28 protein-coding genes are annotated in these 23,808 nt (G+C 63.0%); 22 read left to right on the top strand and 6 right to left on the bottom strand.

The window, feature by feature from the left end:
* Nucleotides 1-135 precede the first annotated feature (135 nt).
* The 3 genes from HFP57_RS09005 (at nt 136) to HFP57_RS09015 (ending at nt 1,610) form a co-directional block, all read left to right on the top strand.
* Nucleotides 136-549, top strand: coding sequence for a holin family protein (locus HFP57_RS09005; RefSeq protein ID WP_176869458.1), 414 nt, complete (start codon nt 136-138; stop codon nt 547-549).
* A 129-nt stretch (nt 550-678) separates the two neighbouring features.
* The gene (locus HFP57_RS09010) at nt 679-1,005 is read left to right on the top strand and encodes a hypothetical protein (RefSeq protein WP_176869459.1); all 327 of its coding nucleotides are present in this window, start codon (nt 679-681) and stop codon (nt 1,003-1,005) included.
* Nucleotides 990-1,610 carry a DUF6969 family protein gene (locus HFP57_RS09015; protein ID WP_176869460.1) on the top strand — a complete coding sequence of 207 codons (621 nt, stop codon included), beginning with the start codon at nt 990-992 and terminating at the stop codon, nt 1,608-1,610. The genes HFP57_RS09010 and HFP57_RS09015 overlap by 16 nt, the downstream gene beginning before the upstream one ends.
* Nucleotides 1,611-1,622: 12 nt before the next feature.
* Here HFP57_RS09015 and HFP57_RS09020 read toward each other — a convergent pair whose 3' ends face one another.
* Complete coding sequence (locus HFP57_RS09020; protein ID WP_176869461.1) at nt 1,623-3,530, bottom strand: hybrid sensor histidine kinase/response regulator; 1,908 nt, start codon at nt 3,528-3,530, stop codon at nt 1,623-1,625.
* A gap of 109 nt (nt 3,531-3,639) precedes the next feature.
* Between HFP57_RS09020 and hslV the strand changes: the two genes are divergently transcribed.
* From hslV to HFP57_RS09035, 3 genes are all read left to right on the top strand, one after another.
* Nucleotides 3,640-4,197 (top strand): ATP-dependent protease subunit HslV, encoded by a 558-nt coding sequence (gene hslV / locus HFP57_RS09025; RefSeq protein WP_176869462.1) that lies wholly within the window; start codon nt 3,640-3,642, stop codon nt 4,195-4,197.
* Nucleotides 4,198-4,230: 33 nt separating this feature from the next.
* The gene (gene hslU / locus HFP57_RS09030) at nt 4,231-5,541 is read left to right on the top strand and encodes an ATP-dependent protease ATPase subunit HslU (protein ID WP_176869463.1); all 1,311 of its coding nucleotides are present in this window, start codon (nt 4,231-4,233) and stop codon (nt 5,539-5,541) included.
* 85 nt (nt 5,542-5,626) lie between these two features.
* Nucleotides 5,627-6,676, top strand: coding sequence for a phosphatase domain-containing protein (locus HFP57_RS09035; RefSeq protein ID WP_176869464.1), 1,050 nt, complete (start codon nt 5,627-5,629; stop codon nt 6,674-6,676).
* A gap of 1 nt (nt 6,677) precedes the next feature.
* Here the strand turns inward: HFP57_RS09035 and HFP57_RS09040 are convergent, their stop codons facing one another.
* On the bottom strand, nt 6,678-7,214 hold the full coding sequence (locus tag HFP57_RS09040) for a hypothetical protein (protein WP_176869465.1): 537 nt from the start codon (nt 7,212-7,214) through the stop codon (nt 6,678-6,680).
* Between the two features lie 172 nt (nt 7,215-7,386).
* Between HFP57_RS09040 and HFP57_RS09045 the strand changes: the two genes are divergently transcribed.
* Nucleotides 7,387-7,992, top strand: a complete 606-nt coding sequence (locus tag HFP57_RS09045) for a peroxiredoxin family protein (RefSeq protein WP_176869466.1) — start codon at nt 7,387-7,389, stop codon at nt 7,990-7,992.
* A 150-nt stretch (nt 7,993-8,142) separates the two neighbouring features.
* Complete coding sequence (locus tag HFP57_RS09050) at nt 8,143-8,901, top strand: aspartyl/asparaginyl beta-hydroxylase domain-containing protein (RefSeq protein ID WP_246263575.1); 759 nt, start codon at nt 8,143-8,145, stop codon at nt 8,899-8,901.
* A 21-nt stretch (nt 8,902-8,922) separates the two neighbouring features.
* Here the strand turns inward: HFP57_RS09050 and HFP57_RS09055 are convergent, their stop codons facing one another.
* The 3 genes from HFP57_RS09055 to HFP57_RS09065 form a co-directional block, all read right to left on the bottom strand.
* Nucleotides 8,923-10,272 (bottom strand): DEAD/DEAH box helicase, encoded by a 1,350-nt coding sequence (locus HFP57_RS09055; RefSeq protein WP_176869468.1) that lies wholly within the window; start codon nt 10,270-10,272, stop codon nt 8,923-8,925.
* A gap of 252 nt (nt 10,273-10,524) precedes the next feature.
* On the bottom strand, nt 10,525-11,181 hold the full coding sequence (locus HFP57_RS09060; protein ID WP_176869469.1) for a DUF2461 domain-containing protein: 657 nt from the start codon (nt 11,179-11,181) through the stop codon (nt 10,525-10,527).
* A gap of 14 nt (nt 11,182-11,195) precedes the next feature.
* On the bottom strand, nt 11,196-11,555 hold the full coding sequence (locus HFP57_RS09065) for a DoxX family protein (protein WP_176869470.1): 360 nt from the start codon (nt 11,553-11,555) through the stop codon (nt 11,196-11,198).
* A 112-nt stretch (nt 11,556-11,667) separates the two neighbouring features.
* Between HFP57_RS09065 and HFP57_RS09070 the strand changes: the two genes are divergently transcribed.
* The 13 genes from HFP57_RS09070 to HFP57_RS09130 all read left to right on the top strand — a co-directional run bounded on the left by HFP57_RS09070 (nt 11,668) and on the right by HFP57_RS09130 (nt 21,714).
* On the top strand, nt 11,668-12,237 hold the full coding sequence (locus HFP57_RS09070; RefSeq protein WP_176871235.1) for a NifU family protein: 570 nt from the start codon (nt 11,668-11,670) through the stop codon (nt 12,235-12,237).
* 30 nt (nt 12,238-12,267) lie between these two features.
* Nucleotides 12,268-12,858, top strand: a complete 591-nt coding sequence (locus HFP57_RS09075) for a malonic semialdehyde reductase (RefSeq protein WP_176869471.1) — start codon at nt 12,268-12,270, stop codon at nt 12,856-12,858.
* Between the two features lie 13 nt (nt 12,859-12,871).
* On the top strand, nt 12,872-13,486 hold the full coding sequence (gene tsaB / locus HFP57_RS09080; RefSeq protein ID WP_176869472.1) for a tRNA (adenosine(37)-N6)-threonylcarbamoyltransferase complex dimerization subunit type 1 TsaB: 615 nt from the start codon (nt 12,872-12,874) through the stop codon (nt 13,484-13,486).
* A complete protein-coding gene (gene rimI / locus HFP57_RS09085; RefSeq protein WP_176869473.1) occupies nt 13,483-13,974 on the top strand; it encodes a ribosomal protein S18-alanine N-acetyltransferase in 492 nt (163 codons plus the stop codon). The genes tsaB and rimI overlap by 4 nt, the downstream gene beginning before the upstream one ends.
* 103 nt (nt 13,975-14,077) lie before the next feature.
* Nucleotides 14,078-14,500, top strand: coding sequence for a Ros/MucR family transcriptional regulator (locus HFP57_RS09090; RefSeq protein ID WP_176869474.1), 423 nt, complete (start codon nt 14,078-14,080; stop codon nt 14,498-14,500).
* 93 nt (nt 14,501-14,593) lie between these two features.
* Nucleotides 14,594-15,016, top strand: a complete 423-nt coding sequence (locus HFP57_RS09095) for a Fur family transcriptional regulator (RefSeq protein WP_176869475.1) — start codon at nt 14,594-14,596, stop codon at nt 15,014-15,016.
* Nucleotides 15,017-15,166: 150 nt separating this feature from the next.
* Complete coding sequence (locus HFP57_RS09100) at nt 15,167-15,760, top strand: lysophospholipid acyltransferase family protein (RefSeq protein ID WP_176869476.1); 594 nt, start codon at nt 15,167-15,169, stop codon at nt 15,758-15,760.
* Complete coding sequence (locus HFP57_RS09105) at nt 15,757-16,545, top strand: lysophospholipid acyltransferase family protein (protein ID WP_246262982.1); 789 nt, start codon at nt 15,757-15,759, stop codon at nt 16,543-16,545. Before HFP57_RS09100 ends, HFP57_RS09105 begins: the two co-directional genes overlap by 4 nt.
* Nucleotides 16,546-16,554: 9 nt before the next feature.
* Nucleotides 16,555-17,901, top strand: a complete 1,347-nt coding sequence (gene miaB / locus HFP57_RS09110) for a tRNA (N6-isopentenyl adenosine(37)-C2)-methylthiotransferase MiaB (protein WP_176869477.1) — start codon at nt 16,555-16,557, stop codon at nt 17,899-17,901.
* The gene (locus tag HFP57_RS09115; RefSeq protein ID WP_176869478.1) at nt 17,901-18,893 is read left to right on the top strand and encodes a PhoH family protein; all 993 of its coding nucleotides are present in this window, start codon (nt 17,901-17,903) and stop codon (nt 18,891-18,893) included. Before miaB ends, HFP57_RS09115 begins: the two co-directional genes overlap by 1 nt.
* Complete coding sequence (gene ybeY / locus HFP57_RS09120) at nt 18,890-19,414, top strand: rRNA maturation RNase YbeY (protein WP_176869479.1); 525 nt, start codon at nt 18,890-18,892, stop codon at nt 19,412-19,414. Before HFP57_RS09115 ends, ybeY begins: the two co-directional genes overlap by 4 nt.
* 12 nt (nt 19,415-19,426) lie before the next feature.
* Nucleotides 19,427-20,341, top strand: a complete 915-nt coding sequence (locus HFP57_RS09125) for a hemolysin family protein (RefSeq protein WP_176869480.1) — start codon at nt 19,427-19,429, stop codon at nt 20,339-20,341.
* Complete coding sequence (locus tag HFP57_RS09130; protein ID WP_218135002.1) at nt 20,338-21,714, top strand: PQQ-dependent sugar dehydrogenase; 1,377 nt, start codon at nt 20,338-20,340, stop codon at nt 21,712-21,714. Before HFP57_RS09125 ends, HFP57_RS09130 begins: the two co-directional genes overlap by 4 nt.
* Here HFP57_RS09130 and HFP57_RS09135 read toward each other — a convergent pair.
* Nucleotides 21,711-22,184, bottom strand: a complete 474-nt coding sequence (locus HFP57_RS09135; RefSeq protein WP_425500740.1) for a VOC family protein — start codon at nt 22,182-22,184, stop codon at nt 21,711-21,713. The two genes, HFP57_RS09130 and HFP57_RS09135, sit on opposite strands and share 4 nt — an antisense overlap.
* Before the next feature lie 40 nt (nt 22,185-22,224).
* Here HFP57_RS09135 and lnt point away from each other — a divergent pair, with 40 nt between their 5' ends.
* Nucleotides 22,225-23,751, top strand: a complete 1,527-nt coding sequence (gene lnt / locus HFP57_RS09140) for an apolipoprotein N-acyltransferase (protein WP_246262990.1) — start codon at nt 22,225-22,227, stop codon at nt 23,749-23,751.
* The last annotated feature ends 57 nt before the right edge of the window (nt 23,752-23,808 follow it).

Below are 23,808 nucleotides of genomic sequence, written 5' to 3' on the forward strand. Positions count from 1 at the left end.
CACGTCTCCGACCGGCCACCGCTTTCCTCCAGCCACGATCCGAACGGCAACCATCGCGCGAGCCGCATATTCTGCTGTCCTACAGATATCCATATAGGTTATTTATAGCTCCATCGATTCACCATGGAGATATTTATGTCCATCATTTCCGGCCTTCTCGGCCCGCTTGCCACCGTCATCGACCGCGTTCTGCCCGACCGCGAGGCCCGCGACCGCGCCAAGCTCGAACTGCTGAAACTGGAAGGTACCCAGGCGGCGGAAACCGTGCGCACCCAGCTGTCGGCGATCGTCGCCGAAGCGCAATCGTCCGATCCCTGGACCAGCCGCGCTCGGCCGAGCTTCCTCTATGTCATGTACATCCTGCTGCTCTGGGCGTTGCCGATGGGGCTGATCGCCGCGTTCCGGCCCGAGGCCGCGCAGGACATAGCGGCCGGCATGAACGCCTATCTGCAGGGTATTCCCGAGCCGCTTTATGCCCTGTTCGGCACCGGCTATCTCGGCTATACGGCCGCCCGCCAGTGGGGAAAGATAAAGGGCGTCGACCGGTAGGCAGACGCAGGCGGGCATCGGAACCGCTCATCCGTGGACGGCTATCCGGCCGAAAATCGGCAAGGCGGGTGTAACCCCCTTCCCGATACCGGCGAACCCGGATAGCCAAGAAACACGAGGGAGATACCAATGCCTGACAAAACCGAAAAACGCAGCCTCGGCTCGATGCTCGCCGTCGCGGGCGGGCTCGCGCTGGCCGCACCGGCCCTGCAGGCCTGTAGCTGTGGCGCGCGCTGCTGCGCCGCCGCCGCGGCCGAGAGCTCTGCCGGTTGCTGCGCTGCCGCCGGCGGCTGCTGTGCGGCCGATCATGAAGGCTGCTGCGCCGCTGCGAACGGCTGCTGTGCCGCTGAAGCATGCTGCGCCGCCGCCGATCATGAAGGCTGTTGCGCGGCCACCGAAACCGCCTCCACCGAAGGCTGCTGCGCGGCCCATGAAGGCTGTTGCGCAGCGCAATAGCCGACGACCCGGAAGCGACGCTATTTGCTCTGACCGAGCAGATGGCGTCGCAGGGCGTCTCGCTCGTCCCCCGGGTCGTGCCGCCGGAAAGCGATTTTCGGCAATGGGACCACTATCCCCAAAAGGATGCGATCAGCGCCTCGAACCGGTCGCGCTGGTTCTATCACGCCCATCCGCCCGAACAGCGTGAACCGGGCGAACATGGCCATTTCCACCTGTTCCTGCCGCTGGACGCCTTTGAGGGCATCGAGCCGGAAGCGGCTCCCGAACCCAGGAACAAGAAGGGCAAGACACCGGCCAAGGTCGTCCATTTCATCGCCCTGTCCTGCAATGTCGAGGGGATCCCGACCCACTGGTTCACGACCAACCGCTGGGTCACCAACGAATATTTCATGCCGGCCGCGGCGATTATCGAACGGCTCGATCTGTTCGACGTGACCGACGCGCCGGGCGATCCGCTGGTCAATGGCTGGCTGACCGCCGTCGTCGCCATGTTCCGCGACCAAATATCCGACCTGCTGCGCGAACGGGACGAAGCGCTGGCCGGGCAGTCGCTCGATGACCGGAAACTGGAAATTCTCTCGAGTGGGCCGCTCGCGCTGTAGAACGGCGTTCGATCAGGCCGCTTCACCGAACGCGTTCATCGTCTCGCACAATTTGGCGGATAATATGTCCCGCTTATATGGCTTCGGCAGGATCGGAAACTCGCTTCCCTCGCCGCGTGCCGCCGCCTCGCTATAGCCGGTGGCCAGCAGGATCGGCAGTGTCGGCTTCTGACTGCGCACCTGCGCGGCAAGATCGAGACCGCTCAGTCCGGGCATGACGATGTCGGAGAAGATGATGTCGAATTCGTCGGGTTCGTTCTCCAACGCGATCAGCGCCTCTTCGGCATTTTTCGCGTGCATGACGTCGCAGCCCATGTCTTCAAGGAGCGACTGGGCAAAAACGGCGACCGTGCGACTGTCCTCGACCAGCAGCACCCGCGTACCCCGGGGCACATCGCGACCGGCTTTCCGCCGTCGCGCGGCGTCGTTCATATTCGGCTTCGCTTCCGCCCGCGGCAGATAGAGGCTGAGTGTCGTGCCGCTCCCTACTTCGCTACTGATCTCCAACCGACCGCCGGACTGAGCGGCGAAGCCATAGGCCTGGGACAGCCCCAGGCCGGTCCCCTTGCCGGGCCCCTTGGTCGTGAAGAACGGTTCGAACACGCGCTCCAGTAGTTCGGGTTCGATCCCCGAACCGGTATCCGAAATGGACAGGCACACTTCGTCCCCCTCCTTGCCGTCCACATTGTGGGTCGCGAGGGTCAACGTGCCCGCGCCGTCCATGGCATCGCGGGCGTTGATCGCGGCGTTGAGGATCAGATTCTCCAACTGGGTCGGATCGGCCCGAACCTCCCACAGACCCGAACTCGGCGTCTGCAATATGCTGACGCCGCCGCCCAGGGTCCGCCTCATCAGCTCGGACATGCCGGAAATCAGGTCGTTGAGATCGATCCGTTTAGGCTGGAGCGGTTGCTGGCGCGCGAACGACAGCAACTGCCCCGTCAATTCCGCCGCGCGATCGGCGGTTTCCACGATCGCATCGATATGGCGGGTCTTCTTGTCCGCCGACAGCGTCTGGCTCTTGAGCAGTTCGGCCGAACCGCGCACAACGGTCAGCAGATTGTTGAAGTCATGCGCGATACCGCCGGTCAGCTCGCCGAGCGAACGCAGCTTTTCGGACTGGTTGAGCGCCTCCTGGGCGGCTGCGAGGTTGCGTTTGGCGTCATATTGTTCGGTGATGTCGCGCGTAATCGCGCCGAACCCGCGGATCTCGCCATGCTCGTCGTGGATCGCCTGGATCGAGACCTCGGCGCGGAACTTTTCGCCATTCTTCCGCAGCCGCCAGCCTTCCTCGCGATAGCGGCCGGCGACGCGCGCCTGTTCGAGTATCTGATCGGGAACACCGCGGCCGCGTTCGTCGTCGGTAAAGAAGATCGAGAAATGCTGACCGAGCACCTCTTCGGCCGTATAGCCCTTGATCTGCTCGGCGCCCGCGTTCCAGTTCGTAATCCGGCCGACATGGCTCAGCATGTAGATCGCATGGTCGCGCAATCCATTGATGAGCGTCTTGAACGCCTCTTCGCTGGCGTGCAGCGCCCGCGCCGCGTCGCGCTGGCGCGTCGCGTCATAGGCGACGCCGAGATAGCCGACATGGTCTCCGGCCTCGTCGAGCCGTTTGACGAGGCTGATCCGGGTCCAGGAGTAGGTGCCGTCCCAGCGGCGCCGCAGGCCTTCCGTATCGCACCGCCCCTTTTCCTTCGCGGTCTTAAGATTGTCCCAATAGAGGCCAAGCTTCTGTTCTTCGGGCCCGTAGAATTTGTCGAGCGGATGGCCGACAATCTCTTCGGCCGGGACGAGCTGATAGTTGCTCGATATCGGCATCCAGTCGGTACATATTCCCTTGGTATCGAGCGCAAAAATCCCGAAGTCGCTGACTTCGGCAAGCAATGCCGCCACTTGCGTGTCCTCGATAAGAGACATGCCCGATGATCCCCGTATACCCATGAAAAACGCGTAACGTGAAATGGTTACCGGTTGCTTAAAGGGCATCGAGCTTGCGGCACGGCGAAGGCACCATATATCTGCGCTCATGGACGATAATCGAAGCAGCGCCCCGTGGCACGGCACCACCATTCTTGCCGTTCGCGATGCAGACAAGGCCGTGATCGCCGGCGATGGCCAGGTCTCGATGGGCCAAACGGTGATGAAACCCAATGCGAAAAAGGTCCGCCGGCTCGGCGATGGCGAGGTGATCGGCGGTTTCGCCGGCGCGACGGCAGACGCCTTCACGTTGTTCGAACGGCTGGAGGCCAAGCTGGAACGGCACAACGGGCAGCTCATGCGGGCTGCGGTCGAACTCGCCAAGGATTGGCGGACCGACAAATATCTGCGCAATCTCGAAGCGATGATGATCGTCGCCGACAAGGAGATCACCTTGATCCTGACCGGCAATGGCGACGTGCTGGAACCGGTGAACGGCGTCGCGGCGATCGGATCGGGCGGGAATTATGCCTTGGCCGCGGCCCGGGCGCTCAAGGATTACGAACAGGACGCCGAGACGATCGCCCGCCGGGCCATGGCCATCGCCGCGGAAGTCTGCGTCTATACCAACGATCAGCTGACGATCGAAACGATCGACAACGCCTAGCGATATACGAATATTCCGAAAGACAGACATTTCATGAACGACGCCCTTACCCCGAGAGCCATCGTGGCCGCGCTCGACGAGCATATCATCGGCCAGAAAGACGCGAAACGCGCGGTCGCGGTCGCGCTCCGCAACCGGTGGCGCCGCCAGCGCCTTTCCGAAGAGCTGCGCAACGAGGTAACGCCGAAGAACATCCTGATGATCGGCCCGACCGGCTGCGGCAAGACGGAAATCAGCCGCCGGCTGGCGAAGCTTGCCGATGCGCCGTTCGTCAAGATCGAGGCGACCAAGTTTACCGAGGTCGGCTATGTCGGGCGCGACGTCGAACAGATCGCCCGCGATCTCGTCGAGGATGCGGTCCGGCTCGAAAAGGACCGGCGGCGCGAGGCCGTCCGCGAAGATGCGAGCAAGGCGGCGATGGAGCGATTGCTCGACGCGCTGACCGGCAAGGGCGCGAGCGACGCGACCCGCGAAAGCTTCCGCCAGCGCGTCATCGACAATCACATGAACGACACCGAGGTCGAGATCGAGGTCGAGGACACGCCCAACATGCCGATGGAGATTCCCGGCATGAGCGGCCAGGTCGGCATGATCAACCTCTCCGACATGATGGGCAAGGCGTTCGGCCAGCAGCCGAAGAAGCGGCGCAAGATGCGGGTCGCCGATGCCTGGGACAAGCTGGTCGAAGAGGAATCCGAAAAGCGCCTCGATCAGGACGACGTCGCCCGGGTCGCGCTGGCCAATGCGGAGGCGAACGGGATCGTCTTTCTCGACGAGATCGACAAGATCGCGGTCAGCGATGTGCGCGGCGGATCGGTCAGTCGCGAGGGCGTGCAGCGCGATCTGCTCCCGCTGATCGAAGGCACGACCGTCGCGACGAAATATGGTCCGATGAAGACCGATCATATCCTCTTCATCGCGTCCGGGGCGTTTCACGTCGCCAAGCCGAGCGATATGCTCCCCGAATTGCAGGGCCGGCTGCCGATCCGCGTGGAGTTGCGCGCACTGACCGAGGAAGACTTTGTCCGCATCCTGACCGAGACCAAGGCCAACCTGCCCGAACAGTATAAGGCGCTGATCGGTACCGAGGGCGTAGAGATCGAATTCACCGACGACGCGATCGCCGGGCTCGCCAAGATCGCGGCCGAGGTGAACGGCCAGATCGAGAATATCGGCGCACGGCGGCTCCAGACCGTGATGGAGAAGCTGGTCGAGGAAATCAGCTTCGCCGCCGGTTCGGAAGAGCGCGAGGACAACGACAAGCTGGTGATCGACGCGGCCTATGTCGAAAAGCAGCTGGCCGAAGTGGCGCGCGATACCGATCTCAGCAAATATGTCCTCTAGCCTCCGCTAGCGCGGACCGGATACCGGCCGCGCCGACGGGAACTTTCGGGGCGGCTCGACCGCTGACCATGCAAGAGGATCGATCATGCCGCTTGCATTTATGAAGAACGACCGCCCGCTGAGCCTCGCCCCCTATGCGGGCTATCGGAACGAAAACCGGCTGTCGCTGCGCGCGCGGGTGCTCCGGCGCGACAGGCCGCTTTGGGAAAGGTCGGGGCGTACGGAAAAGCTGTTCGGACTTCTACGCCTGTATGCCTCGCACGAAGTTCCCGGCATGCCTGTCGAACTGGAAGGCCTCGGGACGCGAGCGAGCGCCACGACCGACCGGGAAGGCTTCGCCACATTCGATCTGGACATCGGCGACCGCCCCCTGCCCCGCCATGCCCTGTGGGAGCATGTGACACTCTCGCTACCCGATGCCGAAAGCGCCGAAGGCGCACAGACGCCGGTGCTGAGCCCCGGCACGGACGGGCGGCTGGGTATCATCTCGGATATCGACGACACGGTGATCGAAAGCGGCGCGCATGAATTCTTCGCCAACTGGCGCCGCTTCCTGCTCGAGATGCCGGGCGACCGGATCGCGGTGCCCGGCGCGGCCGAACTGTTTAACCGGTTAGGCGACCCGGCCGGCCCCGAACCCGACGCCGATCCGCGTCGCGCCTTTTTCTACGTCTCGTCGAGCCCGTGGAACCTCTATGGCTTTCTGGCCGAGTTCAAGCGGATCAACAATCTGCCCCGCGGACCGATGCTGCTGCGCGACTGGGGCATGAATAGCGAGACGCTGGGCAGTTCCAGCCACGGCGCGCACAAGACCCGGTCGATCGCGCATATCCTCGAATTCTACCCGGCGCTGCGCTTCGTTCTGATCGGCGACGACACGCAGGGCGACGCCGAAGCCTATTGGCACGTCGCGCGTGACCATCCGGGGCGCATCGCCGCGATATTCCTAAGGATGGCGACCGGTGAGGAAATCGCGCCGGAAAAACGCGCCGCGCTCGACAATCTGCGCACTGCCGGCATTCCGGTCTGGACCGGTCCGGCCTTCGATGCCGGGCATGAGATGCTGGCCCAACTCGGTTTCGACATGGACGGGGATACGGCGCGGCTCGTGGAGACGGATCGGCCGCCCGCCTGACTTAACAGCCGGTGATCGGCGTGCTGAACAGATAGCGGTCGCCCGGACCGTAATAGACATATTCGATCTCGCCGCCGAGATCGATCAGTTCGCGGGTTTCGGGGCGCGTGCAGATAGTCTGCTGGTTCTGGGTCGCGGCGAACTGCCGGAATTGCGCGGTCTGCGTATCATTCAGATTCCGCGAGATTTCATAGCGATACTGGATACGGTTTCCCTGCGCGCGCGCCGCCGTCATCGTCGTCAGCTCGTCGATGACGATCGGCCCGGACGCATTCATCTGCCGCACGGCTTCGGCGAGCTGCGCCTCCAGCGCCGGATTGGCCGGTCGGGCACTGGCAGCAGGCGCTTCCGCCTCGTCCTTGCCATCCGCCTCGGCGGGCCCCGCTCTTTCCGCCGATCCGCTATCGCCCGTCGGTTCGGAGGATTGGGCCGAAGACGGCGCTTCCGCCTCGTCCCGATCGAGCAGTCGCGGGATCAGCAGGACCGCCAGAAATGCCACGATCGCCGCAGCGGCAATGATGATGATATTTTTGTTCATCGCAAATGTTCCCCGCCGCACCATATTTCATACCGGGCGAACGTCATGCAAGCCCGCATTCGGGCGGCACCAAAGATTATCTTGGCCATGGTTCAAAACTGTGATCTGGATCGTAACCTGGGGGCCGATTATCGCGAATAGGAAGCAAGACCATTCAAATCTGGAGTCGATCATGCGCGCCATGACCATCGTTCTCATCTCCGCCGCCGCCACCCTCGGCATTGCCGCCTGTACCCCCGAAGCGGAAACCGTGCCCGAGCCGGTCGCACAGGCGGCCAGCGAACCGCTCGAACATTCCGGTCCCGCAGTCGGCGAAACCATTCCCGCAGATTTCCGGACGCGCGATGCGTCGGGCGCCGAGCGGCGTTTCGAAGATCTCAGTGGCGAGAACGGCCTCGTACTGGTCTTCAACCGCTCCGCCGACTGGTGCAGCTATTGTCAGGGCCAGATGGTCGAGCTGCGCGATATCCAGGACGATCTCGAACAGCGCGGCTATGTGCTGGCGACGCTCAGCTACGACGCCCCGGAAATTCTCGCCGATTTCGCCGCACGCGAGGAAATCGAATATCCGATGCTGTCCGACGAGGGATCGGTGACGATCGATGCCTTCGATCTGCGCGATCCGCAATATGGCGAGGAAAGCTTCGCCAACGGCGTGCCGCGTCCGGCGATCCTCGTCATCGGCAATGACGGTACGGTGCGCGCCAAGATGGTCGAGACCGACTATCGTACCCGCCCCGAACCCGCGGATATTGTCGCGGCGGTCGACGCGCTCTAGACGGCGCTTTCCGAACCCACCGACAACGCGCCGGTCACGCCGGCCGCCCGATTGGGGCGAAAGCGTGGCAGGCCCTGTCGCAATATTCTCAAATTTCGGACCTATGGGCATATCCGGGTCGTCGAATGCATGGATCTAGCGGAGCGGGCTATGGCCGAGACTTTCGAACCACCAAGACCCTGGGTCATCAGTATCGGCAAGAAATTGCGGCCGGCCGTGGACAATGCGGTCGCGAAGCATTCGAACGTGTCGAACGATCCGGTGCTCGATCCCGCCGATTTCCCCTATACGCGCGAACTGGAAAAGCATTGGGAGACCATTCGCGACGAGGCGCTCGCCATTTCGGCCCAGCCCGATCGCGTGCCCGCGCTCGACGAGATTTCGCCCGATCATCAGGGGATCGCGCCCGCCGGCATGTGGCGGTCCTTCTTCCTTTACGGCTATGGCTATCCGGCCGAGGAGAATATCGCGCGCTGCCCGAAGACCGCCGAGATCGTCCGCCGGATACCGGGGCTCAACAGCGCCTTCTTTTCGATCCTGAAACCCGGCACCCACATCCCCGATCATCGCGGCGTCACCAAGGGACTAATCACCTGCCATCTCGGCCTGTCGGTCCCCAAGCAAGGCGATTGCCGGATGCGCGTCGACGACCAGATCGTCCGCTGGGAAGAGGGCAAGACGTTAGTGTTCGACGATACCTATCGGCACGAGGTGTGGAATGATAGCGACGAGACGCGCGTCGTTCTGCTCGTGCAGACGAAACGGCCGACGCGCTTTCCGGGCAATATGATCGGCGGCCTGTTTCTCTGGGCCGTCAAGCGCACACCCTTCGTGAAGGAGGCGCGCGCCAACATCGCCAAATGGGACGAAAGCCTCGATGAACTGGAAGCGGCGCGCAACGCGGACTAGCCGCGCCGCGCGCCTAAGCGTCTAGCGGTTGCCCTGGCGCTTCACCGCATTGCGGTGCTGGCCCACGCCATTGCGATTATTGCGGCGCCGGCGGCGACGCTTCTGCCCCTGACCTTCCGACCGCTCGCCATCGCGCTGATGGCGTTCCTTCTGGGCGGGTCGCCGACGGTTACCCTGCTGCGCACCTTTCGACGCGCCGCGCGATACGGCCTTGGGCAGTTCCGCCGCCTTGGCGATGAAATCTTCGGGCAAAGCCTGCTTTTCGAGCCGGATGCCGGTCAATCGCTCGATCGACTTGAGATAGGAGCGCTCATCCTCGTCATTGACGAAGGAGATCGCGATACCGCTCGCCCCTGCCCGTGCCGTACGGCCGATCCGGTGCACATATTGTTCGGGAACGTTCGGCATGTCGAAATTGAAGACATGGCTGACGGCCGGGATGTCGATGCCGCGCGCGGCGATATCCGTCGCGACGAGATATTTGATCTCACCCGCACGGAAAGCGCTTAGCGCCGCCTCGCGTTGCGGCTGGCTCTTGTTGCCATGGATGGCCGCGGCGCCGATCTTGGCACCGGCGAGAAAGCGTACAATGCGGTCTGCGCCATGCTTGGTGCGCGAAAATATGAGCGCACGTTCGATATCCTGATCGCGCAATGTCATCGTGAGGAGCGCCTGCTTTTCCTTCTGCGCGACGAACGTCACATACTGGTCGACGCGCTCGGCGGTCGTCGCCTGCGGAGCGACCGATACCTTGACCGGCTGGTACAGGAACTTGTCGGCGAGATTGGCAATGTTCTTCGGCATGGTCGCCGAAAAGAACAGGCTCTGCCGACGCTGCGGCAGGAGTTTCTCGATCCGCTTCAGGTCATGGATGAAGCCGAGGTCCAGCATCTGGTCGGCTTCGTCGAGGACGAAGATTTCGACCTCGTCCAGCTTGAGCGCCCGCTGATCGATCAGATCGAGCAGACGGCCGGGCGTTGCGACGAGGACGTCGACGCCGCCTTCGAGCTTGCGTTTCTGCTTGCCGACGGGAACGCCGCCGAACACCGTTTCGATACGCAGGCGCAGATATTTGGCATAGCCACGCATATTGTCCGCGATCTGGCTCGCCAGTTCGCGGGTCGGGGAGAGGATCAGCATCCGGCACGCCTTGGGCGTGCGCGGCACATCCTCTTCGGATAGATAGTCGAGCGAAGGCAGCGCGAAGGCCGCCGTCTTGCCCGTGCCGGTCTGCGCGATACCGCACAGGTCGCGGCCTTCGAGGAGCGGCGGGATGGCCTGCACCTGGATCGGCGTCGGCGTATCATACTCCTTCGCGGCAAGCGCACGCTGGATGGGTTCGGCCAGGCCGAGATCGGAAAATTTGGTCAAAATATCTACTCATATTGAGCGGATGCAGGCGCGCGCCATCGTTCGGGTGCGCAACCGCATGTCCGCGGGTTGCGAAACGACCCGCGTGAAAAGGGAAGCCTCAGAAAATCATGCGCTGGTTACCGGCCGGTTCCGCACTCAAGCGGACGATCACGCTGCCGATTGTTGAGAGAAGCAGGGTGTCCGCTTCATGCTGCGCTGCAACACATATGGGTGAAGTTGCGCCGATACGCAAGCAAATTACACGAATGGCTAAAAAGAGACCCCGATCGAGTCCGATATGAACCGCATCAAGGGCGCCGCTTTTTCGAACTGGATCGCGACTTCGTCCTCGAGCTTTTTCGAACGCGCCAGTTTCTCGTCGCCCTCGTGCATCGCGAAGAAGCTCTTGCGTTTGAGATCCTCGATCAGTGCATGCTCGGGATCGAAGCCCTTGGGGCCGCGCTTGAGCTGCTCGCCGAGCACATCGATCCCGTCGACCGCTTCGCGCCACCGCTCGGGCTTGTCGACGATCCGCTGCCGGATCGCCCGCAAGGGCTCGGACGGCGGATGCCAGATGCCGCCGCCGAAAAAACATTTGCCGGGCTCGAAATGGACATAGAAACCCGGCGCATGGGCGTCCTTGCCGACCGCATGCCGGAACTGGCAGCCGATATGAGTCTTGTACGGCGTCTTGTCCTTCGAAAAACGCGTATCGCGATATATGCGGAACATCGATCCGCCATGCGGCCGCGGATCGACGACGATATGCTCGCTGATCGCATGGACGCGCGGCGCCATTGCCTCGATAAAGGCGGAGATCGGCGCTACGACCTCGGCCTTGTAGCGATCCTTGTTCGCATTGAACCAGTCGCGGTTATTGTTGTCGGCCAGCTCCCGAAGGAAATCGAACAGGCTTTTCGGGATCATGGCGCGACTGCCGTTCAGTCGGTGCCGCCGCGCCGCGCATCGATACTGAGCAGCCCCGCGCCATGCGAATAGAGAATCAGAAAACCGCCCGCGAGCGCGATATTTTTCATGATCTCGCCCATTTCGCCCGGATGATAGAGAAGGCCGGTGGCAACGCAGAAGGCGGCGAGCGCAAGCGCCGCGTAGCGCGTTAAGAAGCCGACGACGATCGCCAGTCCCGCGACGACCTCGAAAATGGCCGTCGGCCAGGCAAGCATGGCCGGCAAGCCGCCGCTTTCGATGAACTGCCCCAAACCTTCGATATTGCCGAACTTCATCGCTCCCGCCATGACGAACAGCGCGCCAAGCAGAATGCGTCCCACCAATACGACCATCGTGATTCTCCCGTGATAACCCGCTGGGCAGACTGTTCGGGAACAGACCCGCTGTCAAATTGAAGGGCGCATGCCTCTTGATAGAGAAGCGCTGAAACGCCATGTCCGGATGATGCTGATAGAAACCGAAACGACGCCCAACCCGGCCACGCTGAAGTTCCTTCCCGGACAGCAGGTCATGCCGACCGGCACCCGCGATTTCGCGGCGCCGGAAGAGGCCGACGCCTCGCCGCTCGCCGAGGCACTGTTCAACCTCGGCGACGTGACGGGCGTGTTTTACGGCTATGACTTCGTGTCCGTCACCGCCGCCCAAGGCGTCGACTGGGCCGGTCTCAAGCCCGATGTACTCAGCGTCCTGCTCGATCATTTCGCCAGCGGCGCACCGCTGTTCAAGGCGGGAAGCGCCGCCGAAATCAGCGTGCCGGACGAGGCTCTGGACGACGATCCGGAAGATGCCGAAATCGTGGCACAGATCCGCGAGCTGATCGACACACGGGTCCGCCCCGCCGTGGCGCGCGACGGCGGCGACATCGTCTATCGCGGTTTCCAGCAGGGCAAAGTGTTCCTTCAGATGCAAGGCGCATGTTCGGGCTGTCCCTCCTCGACCGCGACGCTCAAACAGGGAATCGAGCAGCTGCTCAAACATTATGTGCCGGAAGTGACCGAAGTCCGCGCCGTCTAGATCACGCAAAAAGTCCGAAGGGGGACATTCATGGGAACGCCGCTTTCCGAAGATGCGCTCGATACGATCTTCCGCACCGCGCGGACCTATAACGGCTATCACGACAAACCGGTCACCGAAGATCATATCCGGCAGATCTACGAACTGCTGAAGATGGGGCCGACATCGGCCAACCAGCAACCCGGACGCTTCGTCTGGTGCATGAGCCAGGAGGCGAAGGACAAGCTGGCCGACTGCGCGTCGGAAGGCAACCAAGACAAGATCCGCAAGGCGCCGGCCGCCGTCGTTATCGGCATGGACCCGGATTTTCACGAAGAACTGCCCTGGCTCTTTCCGCATACCGACGCCAAGAGCTGGTTCGAGGGCGATCCTGACGGCCGCGAAGATCACGCCTTTCGCAACAGTTCGCTCCAGGGGGCCTATTTCATCATCGCCGCGCGCGCGATCGGGCTGGACACCGGACCGATGTCGGGCTTCGATCATGATAAGGTGAATTCGGCTTTCTTCTCCGGCACGAAGCACAAGGCCAATTTCATCTCGACGCTCGGCTATGGCGATCCGGACACGATTTTCGACCGCAGCCCCCGGCCCGAGTTCGAAACGTTCAACACCATCCTCTGACACGCGCGGATAGATGATCCTCGCCATCGACACGATCAGCAACGCCTGTTCGGTCGCGCTGCTCGATGGCGATACGCTGGTGGCCGAGCGGCACGAGATCGTCGGTCGCGGCCATGCCGAGAAACTGGTGCCGATGATCGCCGAATTGCCGGGCCAGGGGAAGGCGGATTCGATTCTCGTGGATTGCGGCCCCGGCAGCTTTACCGGCCTGCGGGTGGGGCTGGCGACGGCCCGTGCGCTGGGCCTGGGCTGGCAGATCGAGGTTCATGGTTACTCCTCGCTTGCGCTGATGGCCGCAATGGCCTTTTCGGATGCCGACGCACCCGATAGACTGGCCGTGACGATCGTGGGAGGTCACGGCGAGATGTTCGTCCAGCGCTTCAGCAAGACACCCTTTGGCGAGATTGCGCCGATGGCGTCGCTCACTCCCGATGCCGCGATAGCGGAGATCGAGGAGGGCTTGCTGGTCGGAAATGCGGCGGCGGACCTTGCAGCATTGGCGGGCGACGGTACGGCGCTGGATATCGTACCGCGCGCCGCCGACACGGTTCTCCTCCCGCCGACGTTCAAGACATTGCCCCCCAGGCCGATCTACGGGCGGGCACCCGATGCGAGACCGCCCCAATGAGCATCGTCGCCGCCCGCGATTCGTCGACCGACAACGAAGGGCGCCGGGATCTCGACGATATTATGACCATAATGGAGGATGCGTTCGAACCGCGCTTCGGAGAAGGGTGGTCGCGGTCCCAGTGCAGCGGCATATTGGGCGATGCCAATAGCTGGATCACGCTCTCCCGGCAGGACGAAAAGCCAGCCGGCTTCGCATTGTCGCGCATGATCGTCGACGAGGCCGAACTGTTGCTGATCGGTGTCCGACCGGCCTTTCGCGGTAAAGGCATAGGCAGGGACCTGTTGCGACAGGTCTGCGATGCCGCAGCGGACAGGGGCGCCAAGCGTCTCCACCTGGAAGTTCGCGACGGAAATGCCGCCGCGAATCTCTATCGCACCATGGGATTCGAGAAAATCGGCCGCCGCCGAAACTATTATAGTGGCGGAAATGGTGAACGGTTCGACGCAATTACATTGGCACTTCAAATAGATCGCCATAGTCAGTAACTTTCGTTACCAAACTAGTTGATTTCTCCATTATGAACCCACATCTACGCGGAGGGTCGCTTCGCGCGCATTTGCAGAAAATTGTAAGATAGGATCGCTTGAGATGACGGATACAGTCGACATGACCGAAACCTTAATAACGCTGACCGCCGATATCGTATCGGCGCATGTGAGCAACAACAGCGTCGCGGTGTCCGACCTGCCCTTGCTTATCCAGAACGTACATAATGCGCTCAGCGAACTCGACGAAGCAAACGCGCCGGAAGAAAAACCGGAACCCGCCGTATCGATCCGTTCGTCGATCAAGCCGGACTATATCGTCTGCCTGGAAGACGGGAAAAAGCTCAAGATGCTCAAACGGCATCTGATGACGCATTATGGCATGACCCCCGACGAGTACCGCCAGAAATGGGGTTTGCCCGCCGATTATCCGATGGTGTCGCCCAATTATGCGGAACAGCGGCGCAAGCTGGCGAAGAAGATAGGCCTTGGTCGCAAACCCGGCAGCCGTGCCAAGCGCAAATAGTCCGGCATTCCGGCTCGACCCAGACGAAGGCGACGGGGATAATCCGCCGCCTTTCTCTTTTCAGCCGACCGGATATTCTCTAGACTTCACGCCATGAGCCGCAAGATCGATATCGAAGCCCTGTGCGCAGAGAAGGGATTGCGCATCACCGAACAGCGCCGCGTGATCGCGCGCGTGCTTTCGGAGGCCGACGACCATCCGGACGTCGAAGCGCTTCATGAACGCGCATCCGCCGTCGACAGCGGCATTTCGATTGCGACGGTCTATCGGACGGTGCGGCTGTTCGAGGAGGCCGGCATTCTCGAACGCCATGATTTTGGCGACGGCCGCGCGCGATACGAAGCGGCCGCCGATGACCACCACGATCATCTGATCGACGTCGAAACCGGCAAGGTCATCGAATTCGTCGACGACGAGCTGGAGGAACTCCAGCGGCGTATCGCCGAAAAACTCGGCTACCGCCTCGTCGATCATCGTATGGAGCTGTACGGCGTTTCGCGCGATCGCAACGGATAGGACGGCCGGTTGATCCGGTTCCTGTTTCGCCTGTCATGGCTTGCAGGCTTGATCCTGCTTTGCGTACCGCTTCACCTGCTCTGGCGATTGTTCCGGACGGACTCTCCATGGCCGCAGCGATTTCTGCGCTGGAGCGCGCGGGCGTGCGGGATGCGTGCAGCGATCGTCGGCGAACGCGCTCCGGGAACGATCCTGTTCGCGGCCAATCACCAAAGCTGGATGGACATCCTTTTGATCGGCGGCGCGACCGGCGCATCCTTCGTGTCCAAGGAAACCGTCCGTAAATGGCCGATCGCCGGATGGCTCGCAACGATGGTCGGAACCATCTACATATCCAATAGCGATCGCAAGGCGGCCGGCGCCCAGGCCGACCGGATCCGCCGGGCATTGCATGACGGCACATCCGTCGCCTTCTTTCCGGAAGGCAAGCTCAACAACGGCACGATGCTTCCCTTCCGTCCGGCTTTGTTCGGCGCCGTCATCCCGCCCGTCGACCATATTTCGGTGCAACCGATCGCACTCGATTACGGTACGCACAGCCAGGAATTGGTCTGGCCGAGCGGAACGCATGCGGCAACCAATGCACGGGCCATATTCGCCCGCCCCGGGGCCGAGGACGTTACTGTCCATCTCCTCGACCCGATACCGATCGACGCAAACTCGCACCGAAAGGACGTCGCGGAGCAATGCGAATGGGCGATCGCGACGGCGATCGGCCAAACGGTGGATTACGAGCCGGCGTGAGTACGGAAGCGCCGGAGAGTTATCCGCCGGTCGGGTTTTTCGGACCGATCCGGTTCACCTTCCGCTTTGTCGCGATGGCAGGTCTGTTGCTGCTCTGCCTGCCACTCCACTATCTCTACAAATTGTTCGGCTATCCCTCGCCCTGGCCGTCGCGTTTCCTGTTCGGGATCGCCTGGATCTGCAATGTCCGCATCGCCATCGAAGGCGTGCGACTCAAGGAAGACGTGTTTTACGTGGCGAACCATCTGAGCTGGCTCGATATCCCGATCGTTGGCGGCGTTGCGCGCGCGGCCTTCGTCGCCCAGGACGGGATTGCCGGCTGGCCCGTCATCGGCTGGCTCGCGGCGCTGAACAATACGGTGTTCGTGTCCCGGACGAGCCGGCTGAGCGTCGGCAGCCAGGTCGACACCCTGCGTGAGGCGCTGCACGCGCATCAGCCGGTCACGATCTTCCCCGAGGGTACGACGACCGACGGGACGAGCCTGCTGCCGTTCAAGCCACCGCTCTTCGCCGTTCTGGCGCCGCCGCCGCGCGGCATCCGCGTCCAACCCATGTTGCTCGACTATTATGGGTTGGGCCCTGAAACGGCATGGGTCGGAGACGAGTCGGCACCGCGCAATGCATGGCGGATCATGTGTCGCCGCGACGTGATTCCCGTGCGTCTCGTTTTTCTCAACCCGTTCGATCCCGCCCAGTGCAACGACCGCAAGGAGATCGCCGCGACGGCGCGCGAACAGATTCGCCATGCGCTCTCGGCTTCTCTTGGCGGCAAGCCTGTCCTATAGGCGCGCCCCATGAGTCGAACCAATCGTCGGACCGATCCGAAAAGCTATTTCGTCAAAAGCTTCGGCTGCCAGATGAACGTCTATGACGGCGAGCGCATGGCCGAGCTGCTGGACGCCAAGGGACTCGCGCCCGCGGAGGACGCGGACGCGGCCGACCTCGTCGTGCTCAACACCTGCCATATCCGCGAGAAGGCGGCGGAGAAGGTTTACTCGGACATCGGCCGCATGCGGCGCGATGACGGCTCGACGCCGATGATCGCGGTGGCCGGCTGCGTGGCCCAGGCCGAAGGCGCCGAGATTCCGCGCCGGGCAAAAGAAGTCGATATCGTCGTCGGACCGCAGGCCTATCACAATCTGCCGGACCTGGTCGAAAAGGCAGCACGCGGCGAGGATGCGCTCGATACGGACATGCCCGCCGCCTCCAAGTTCGGCGCACTGCCGAAACGCGCGAAACAGGCGCCGAGCGCTTTTCTCACCGTGCAGGAAGGGTGCGACAAATTCTGCACCTATTGCGTCGTTCCCTATACGCGCGGGGCGGAGATATCCCGGCCCTGGGACGCGATCGTCGACGAGGCGAAAGCGCTGGTCGATGCCGGTGCGAAGGAGATCACGCTGCTCGGCCAGAATGTGAATGCCTGGGAAGCCGAGGACGAGAAAGGCCGGATGCAGGGCCTGGACGGTCTGATCCGCGCGCTGGACGGGATCGCGGGGCTCGAACGCATCCGCTACACGACCAGCCACCCCAACGACATGACCGAAGGGCTGATCGTGGCGCACGGAGAAATCGAAACGCTCATGCCCTATCTGCATCTCCCGGTGCAGTCGGGCTCGGACCCGATCCTGAAGGCCATGAACCGCAGCCACAGCGCGGAGAGCTATCTGGCGATTATCGAGCGGGTCCGCGCGGCGCGGCCCGACATCGCGATCTCGGGCGATTTCATCGTCGGCTTCCCCGGCGAGCGCGATGCGGATTTCGAGGCGACGCTCGATATCGTCCGCGCGACCGACTATGCGCAGGCCTTCTCGTTCAAATATAGCGCCCGTCCCGGCACGCCCGCCGCCGAGATGACCGACGACTTCGTGGCCCCCGAACTGGCCGACGAACGGCTGCAGCGTCTCCAGGGCCTGCTCAACGAACAGCAGCTCGCTTTCAACGAGAAGACCGTCGGCCAGCGCACGACCCTGCTGCTCGAACGGGACGGCCGCAAACCCGGCCAGCGCATCGGCAAATCGCCTTGGCTGCAATCGGTCCATCTGGAAACCGATGCGCCGATCGGATCGATGATCGAGGTCGATATCGTCAGCGCCGGACCGAAAAGCCTCGGCGGCGCGCTGGCGAGAAAGGAAGCCGCCTGATGGCCAAAAAGAGCGCCGCAAAACCCGCCGAAGGGCGCACGCGGCTCGATCTCGAATTCGAGCAGCAGCATCTGCTCGGCCCGCTGTTCGGCGAATATGACCAGAATCTCGTCGCCATCGAAAACCGGCTCGGCGTCTATATCGCCGCACGCGGCAACCAGCTGACGATCGAGGGCGAAGCGGAAAACGCCGAGCGAGCGCGCGACGTGCTGACCGGCCTCTACAACCGTCTCGCCAAGGGGCAGGAAATCGACAGCGGCGCCGTGGAGGCCGTGATCGCCATGTCCGCCGAACCGACCTTGGAAGGCGTTGTCCGCAAGGATGTCTCCGAACCGCCCAAGGTGATGATCCGGACGCGCAAGAAGACGATCGTCCCGCGTTCGCTCGCCCAGACGCGCTATATGGAGGCGCTGGCACATGATGATGTGATCTTCGCGCTCGGGCCCGCCGGCACCGGCAAGACCTATCTGGCCGTGGCGCAGGCCGTCCATCAGCTGATCACCGGATCGGTCGACCGGCTGATCCTCTCGCGCCCGGCGGTCGAGGCCGGCGAACGGCTGGGCTTCCTGCCGGGCGACATGCGCGAAAAAGTCGATCCCTATCTGCGGCCGCTTTATGACGCGCTCTACGATATGCTGCCCAGCGATCAGGTGGAGCGGCGGATTACGAGCGGCGAGATCGAGATCGCGCCGATCGCCTTTATGCGCGGCCGCACGCTCTCCGATGCGTTCGTGATCCTCGACGAAGCGCAGAATACGACGCCCGCGCAGATGAAGATGTTCCTGACCCGGTTCGGCGAGAACAGCCGGATGGTCGTCTGCGGCGACCCGAAGCAGGTCGATCTGCCCGGAGAAGGCGTGTCCGGTCTGGCCGACGCGGTTTCGCGGCTCGAAGATGTCGATGGTATCGCGACGGTCCGGTTCGGCGTCGGCGACGTCGTTCGCCACCCGGTGGTCGGACGGATCGTCGAAGCCTATGAGGGCGGCGGATGATCGCGATCGCGATCCAGCAAAGCGCGCACTGGGCCGGCACGGTCGACTGGGAGGATCTGGCTCTCCGGGCCGTGACCCACGCCATCCGGCAGACGCCGCACGGCGATCTCGCAAAGGAAGCGCTGACCCTCGAAATTTCGGTCAAACTCACCGACGATGCGGAAGTGCGCACGCTCAACGCCGCCTATCGCGACAAGGACAAGCCGACCAACGTCCTCTCCTTCCCGATGGTGCAGCCCGATATGCTCTCGGCGCTCGCCAACAGCGACGATGGCGAGGTATTGCTCGGCGATATCGTGCTCGCCCATGGCGTCTGTTTGGCGGAAGCCGAGGCGAAGCAAATACCGATCGACCAGCATGCGACTCATCTTGTTGTCCATGGCACGCTGCATTTGCTAGGCTATGACCATGAAACGGGCGAAGCCGAGGCCGAAGCGATGGAAGCCATGGAGCGATCCGCGCTCGCCGCGCTCGGCATCGCCGATCCCTATCAGCCCGTTGTGAATATGGACGAGGTATAGCAATCCAACCCTATGTCTGAAGATTCGCGTAGCACCGCGCCCGCCGAAAATGGCGGCGGGCGCATCTGGAAGGGCCTTCGCGGCCTGATTTTCGGGGAAAATGGCGAAAACAGCCTTCGCGACGAGCTGGAAGCGGCGATCGACGAGCATGATTTCGAACCCGCCGACGATAGCGACCTTTCGGTGGTCGAGCGGCAAATGCTCAAGCGGCTGCTGCATTTCGGCGAAACGACCGCCGACGATGTCTGCGTACCGCGGGCCGATATCATCGCGGTCGAGGAAAAAGAGAGTTTCGACGCGGTCGTGAAGGTCTTCTCGGAGGCGGGTCATAGCCGACTGCCCGTCTATCGCGAGTCGCTCGACGAGGTGATCGGGATGATCCATATCCGCGATATCTTCGCGGCGCTGGTCTCGGACGAACCACGGCCGGACTCGATCGAAAGCTTCATCCGCGAACCGCGCTACGTGCCGGAATCGATGGGCGTGCTAGACCTGCTCGCCGAAATGCAGACGACCCGCACGCACATGGCGATCGTGCTCGACGAATATTCGGGCACCGAGGGCATCGTCACGATCGAGGATATCGTCGAAGAGATCGTCGGCGAGATCGAGGACGAGCATGACGAGGAAGCGAGCGAGCTGCTGACCGAGATGCCGCAAGGTCATTGGGAAGCCGAGGCGCGCGCCGAACTCGACGATGTCGCGGAGATCGTCGACGAACGGCTGGGCGAGATCGACGAGGATGTCGATACGCTGGGCGGGCTCGCGTTCGTGCTCGCCGGCCGCGTACCCGTCGAAGGCGACCGGCTCGATCATCCGAGCGGGTGGCAGCTGGAGGTGACCGAGGGCGACAGCAAGCGGGTCACGAAACTGAAACTGCATCCGCCGGCGAATGACGAGGACGAACAGGAAAGAGACGAGACATGACACGCAAGCGCCTATTGATGATCCTGTTCGCCGTCGTCGTGCTCGGCGTCGTGATCTGGCTGATGATCCGCCCCCATGACGCCCGCCTCAGTGTCGAGGCGGTCAGCGGCACGACCCCGCAAATCACTGCGCCGCGCGAGGAAACCTTCCCGACGATCAACGTCGCCGAGGCGACGGGCTGGCCCGAAGGCGCGATGCCGACACCGGCCGAGGGATTGGAGGTCAATCTGTTCGCCGGCGATCTCGATCATCCGCGCTGGATGCTGACCCTGGAAAATGGCGACGTGCTGGTCGCGGAGACGCGGGCGCCGCCGCGCGAATATAGCGGCATAACGGGCTGGTTCGAACGGCGCCTGATGACGCGCGCGGGCGCGCTCGGCGCTTCGGCGAACCGGATCACGTTGCTGCGCGATGTCGACGGAGACGGAACCGCCGATCAGCGATCGGCCCTGCTCGACGAGGGCAACGGTCTGAATTCGCCGTTCGGAATGGCGGTCGCCGACGGTTATCTCTACGTCGCGAACACCGATGCGCTAATCCGTTTTCCGTTCGAACCGGGGCAGACCGGGATCGAGGGCCAGGGCGAGACGATCGTCGAACTGCCATCCAACGCGCCCAACAGCCACTGGACTAAGAATGCGATCGCTCATCCCGACGATCCGAACCTGCTCTATGTCGCGGTCGGCTCGAACAGCAATATCGGCGAACGCGGCATGGCCGCCGAGGAAAATCGCGCCGCCGTCCTCGAGGTCAATGTCGAGGAACGCGATTTCCGGATTTTCGCGGCCGGACTGCGCAACCCGGTCGGGCTCGACTGGGAGCCCACCCGCAACCGGCTCTACACCGTCGTCAATGAGCGGGACATGCTCGGCGGCGATCTGGTTCCGGACTATCTGACCGAAGTGGTGTTCGGTTCGCATTATGGCTGGCCGGGCGTCTATTGGGGCCGCTATCTCGACGAGCGGGTCGAGCCGATGACCCCGCGCCTCGCGCAATATGCCCGCGTTCCCGATTTTGCGCTCGGACCGCATACCGCATCGCTCGGCCTCGAATTCGCCGATCGCGCACGGCTTGGAGACCAGTTTAGCAACGGTGCTTTTATCGGCCAGCATGGTTCGTGGAACCGGCGCCCGCGCTCGGGCTACAAAGTCGTGTTCGTCAATTTCGAGAACGGCCGCCCGGTCGGCGAGATGATCGACGTGCTGACCGGCTTTCTCGGCGAGGATGACGAAGCCTATGGCCGCCCGGTCGGCGTTATCACCGACGCGACGGGCGCGCTTCTCGTAGCCGACGATGTCGGCAACCGGATCTGGCGGGTCAGCAATCCCGACGCCGGGCCCGCGGAACCCGAAAACGAAGACGAAGAAGGCTAGGCCGTCGCGAAAAGCTGGCTGCGGTCGCGAAAGGCCTTGAACTCCAGCGCATTGCCGCTGGGATCGAGCAAGAACATCGTCGCCTGTTCGCCGGGCTCGCCTTCGAAACGGATATAGGGTTCGATCACCCAGCGGATGCCCGCCGCGACGAGCCGATCGCGCAGCGCAGCGAACGCGTCCCAGCCCAGCACCGCGCCGAAATGCGGAACCGGCACATCATGCCCGTCCACCGGGTTGCTCGCTCTGGCGGCCCCGCCCTTCTCGTCCAGATGCGTCACGATCTGATGACCGAAAAAATCGAAATCGATCCAGCGCTCATCCGACCGGCCTTCGGCGCAGCCGAGAAGCTCGCTGTAGAATCGGCGCGCCTCGCCCAGGTCATGAACCGGGAAGGCAAGATGGAAAGGCGGCAGATCGGTCACGCCGGAAGCGTAGCGAAATCGCGCCCGATCGCAAAGCACCAGGGCGATTGCGATTGAAATCGGCATGCGCCCGCGCGATAGCGCTGCCATGCGCGTGTTGCTCATCGCTTTCGCCGCCGGAGCGGTATCCGCCCTCGGGTTCGCGCCGCTCGGCCTCTGGCCGCTGACCCTGGCCGGTTTCGCGCTCCTGATCGCGATGAGCTTCAATGTGACGCGGCTGCGCGCGGCGTTCGCCATCGGCTGGGCGTTCGGCCTCGGCCACTTCATTGTCGGGCTTAACTGGATCGCGACCGCGTTCACCTACCAGGCGGCCATGCCGGCATGGCTCGGCTGGATCGCGGTTGTGCTGCTGTCCTTCTATCTCGCGGTTTTTCCCGGAGTCGCCGCGGCGCTCGCCTGGCGGATCGGCAAAGCGATGCCGGTGACGTTCGTCCTGCTCTTCGCGGCCGCCTGGATACTCACCGAGTGGCTGCGCGCGACGCTGCTGACCGGCTTCGCCTGGAACCCGCTCGCGGCGATCACGGCCGGTACGATCGGCAGCGACGGGCTATTGATGCCGGGCACCCGCGTCATCGGCACGTACGGGCTTTCCGGCCTGCTGGTTCTGCTCGCCGGTGCCATCTTTCTCATCTTTCGCGAACGGCGCTGGCCGGCGCTGACAATGCTGGCGGGCATTCCGCTGGCCGTCAGCATCGCCGGCTGGCTGACCATGTCGCCGCGCTCAACGCCGCCGGCCAATGATGACCGGCCACTGGTTCGCGTTATCCAACCCAATATCGATCAGTCCGAAAAATGGGATCCGGCATTCGCCACCCGTAACTATCAGCGTTTGGTCGAAACCACCGGCGAAACGGGCGACGCGCCGCGACTGATCTTCTGGCCGGAAGCGGCCGTGCCGGAATTCATCGAGGACGAACCGCTCGCCCGCTTCCGCATTGCCGAATTGCTCGGCGCCGACGACTTGCTGCTGCTCGGCGCAACCAAGCTGATCATCGAAACCGACCCCGATGGCCGTCGGCGTGCGGTCGGCGCGCGCAACAGCCTCTACGCGATGAACGCCGAAGGCGAATTGATCGGCCGCTACGACAAGGCGCATCTGGTGCCCTATGGCGAATATCTGCCGATGCGGACCTTCATGGAACGGCTTGGCCTGTCGCGCCTCGCACCGGGCGATCTCGATTTCTGGCCGGGGCCGGGACCGGAAACGCTTTATCTTCCCGGCTTCGGCACCGCTGGCGGACAGATTTGCTACGAAATCATCTTTTCCGGCGATGTTGTCAGCGAAGCGGACCGTCCCGATTTTGTCTTCAACCCGTCCAACGACGCCTGGTTCGGAACATGGGGGCCGCCCCAGCATCTCGCCCAGGCGCGGTTGCGGGCGATCGAGGAAGGCCTGCCGGTGATTCGCTCGACGCCGACCGGCATTTCGGCCGTGATCGATGCCCGGGGACACGTGCTCCATCATATTCCCTATCGCGAAGCCGGGACGATCGACGGGCGCCTGCCGCGCGCCGATACGCCGACCCCGTTCGCTCGCTACGGCAATTCGATCCCGCTGTTTTTTGCTTTCCTTCTCGGCGGATTGGCATTTGCACTCATGCGCCGCGCCCGCTAAGACACATAAGGAATTCTTTATATGTGGACCGGACGTGCCGAGACGGCCTCGCCGGTC

This window comes from Parasphingopyxis algicola (assembly GCF_013378075.1).
Lineage (GTDB): Bacteria > Pseudomonadota > Alphaproteobacteria > Sphingomonadales > Sphingomonadaceae > Parasphingopyxis > Parasphingopyxis algicola.

Coding starts and splice junctions, on each gene's coding strand:
- HFP57_RS09045 (WP_176869466.1), top strand. CDS start 7,387: ATGCGCGCCATGACCATCGTTCTCATCTCCGCCGCCGCCACCCTCGGC.
- hslU (WP_176869463.1), top strand. CDS start 4,231: ATGAACGACGCCCTTACCCCGAGAGCCATCGTGGCCGCGCTCGACGAG.
- HFP57_RS09115 (WP_176869478.1), top strand. CDS start 17,901: ATGGCCAAAAAGAGCGCCGCAAAACCCGCCGAAGGGCGCACGCGGCTC.
- HFP57_RS09035 (WP_176869464.1), top strand. CDS start 5,627: ATGCCGCTTGCATTTATGAAGAACGACCGCCCGCTGAGCCTCGCCCCC.
- miaB (WP_176869477.1), top strand. CDS start 16,555: ATGAGTCGAACCAATCGTCGGACCGATCCGAAAAGCTATTTCGTCAAA.
- HFP57_RS09040 (WP_176869465.1), bottom strand. CDS start 7,214: ATGAACAAAAATATCATCATCATTGCCGCTGCGGCGATCGTGGCATTT.
- HFP57_RS09070 (WP_176871235.1), top strand. CDS start 11,668: ATGCTGATAGAAACCGAAACGACGCCCAACCCGGCCACGCTGAAGTTC.
- HFP57_RS09020 (WP_176869461.1), bottom strand. CDS start 3,530: ATGTCTCTTATCGAGGACACGCAAGTGGCGGCATTGCTTGCCGAAGTC.
- hslV (WP_176869462.1), top strand. CDS start 3,640: ATGGACGATAATCGAAGCAGCGCCCCGTGGCACGGCACCACCATTCTT.
- HFP57_RS09010 (WP_176869459.1), top strand. CDS start 679: ATGCCTGACAAAACCGAAAAACGCAGCCTCGGCTCGATGCTCGCCGTC.
- tsaB (WP_176869472.1), top strand. CDS start 12,872: ATGATCCTCGCCATCGACACGATCAGCAACGCCTGTTCGGTCGCGCTG.
- HFP57_RS09090 (WP_176869474.1), top strand. CDS start 14,078: ATGACGGATACAGTCGACATGACCGAAACCTTAATAACGCTGACCGCC.
- HFP57_RS09125 (WP_176869480.1), top strand. CDS start 19,427: ATGTCTGAAGATTCGCGTAGCACCGCGCCCGCCGAAAATGGCGGCGGG.
- HFP57_RS09065 (WP_176869470.1), bottom strand. CDS start 11,555: ATGGTCGTATTGGTGGGACGCATTCTGCTTGGCGCGCTGTTCGTCATG.
- rimI (WP_176869473.1), top strand. CDS start 13,483: ATGAGCATCGTCGCCGCCCGCGATTCGTCGACCGACAACGAAGGGCGC.
- HFP57_RS09095 (WP_176869475.1), top strand. CDS start 14,594: ATGAGCCGCAAGATCGATATCGAAGCCCTGTGCGCAGAGAAGGGATTG.
- HFP57_RS09075 (WP_176869471.1), top strand. CDS start 12,268: ATGGGAACGCCGCTTTCCGAAGATGCGCTCGATACGATCTTCCGCACC.
- HFP57_RS09050 (WP_246263575.1), top strand. CDS start 8,143: ATGGCCGAGACTTTCGAACCACCAAGACCCTGGGTCATCAGTATCGGC.
- ybeY (WP_176869479.1), top strand. CDS start 18,890: ATGATCGCGATCGCGATCCAGCAAAGCGCGCACTGGGCCGGCACGGTC.
- HFP57_RS09130 (WP_218135002.1), top strand. CDS start 20,338: ATGACACGCAAGCGCCTATTGATGATCCTGTTCGCCGTCGTCGTGCTC.
- HFP57_RS09060 (WP_176869469.1), bottom strand. CDS start 11,181: ATGATCCCGAAAAGCCTGTTCGATTTCCTTCGGGAGCTGGCCGACAAC.
- HFP57_RS09100 (WP_176869476.1), top strand. CDS start 15,167: ATGCGTGCAGCGATCGTCGGCGAACGCGCTCCGGGAACGATCCTGTTC.
- HFP57_RS09005 (WP_176869458.1), top strand. CDS start 136: ATGTCCATCATTTCCGGCCTTCTCGGCCCGCTTGCCACCGTCATCGAC.
- lnt (WP_246262990.1), top strand. CDS start 22,225: ATGCGCGTGTTGCTCATCGCTTTCGCCGCCGGAGCGGTATCCGCCCTC.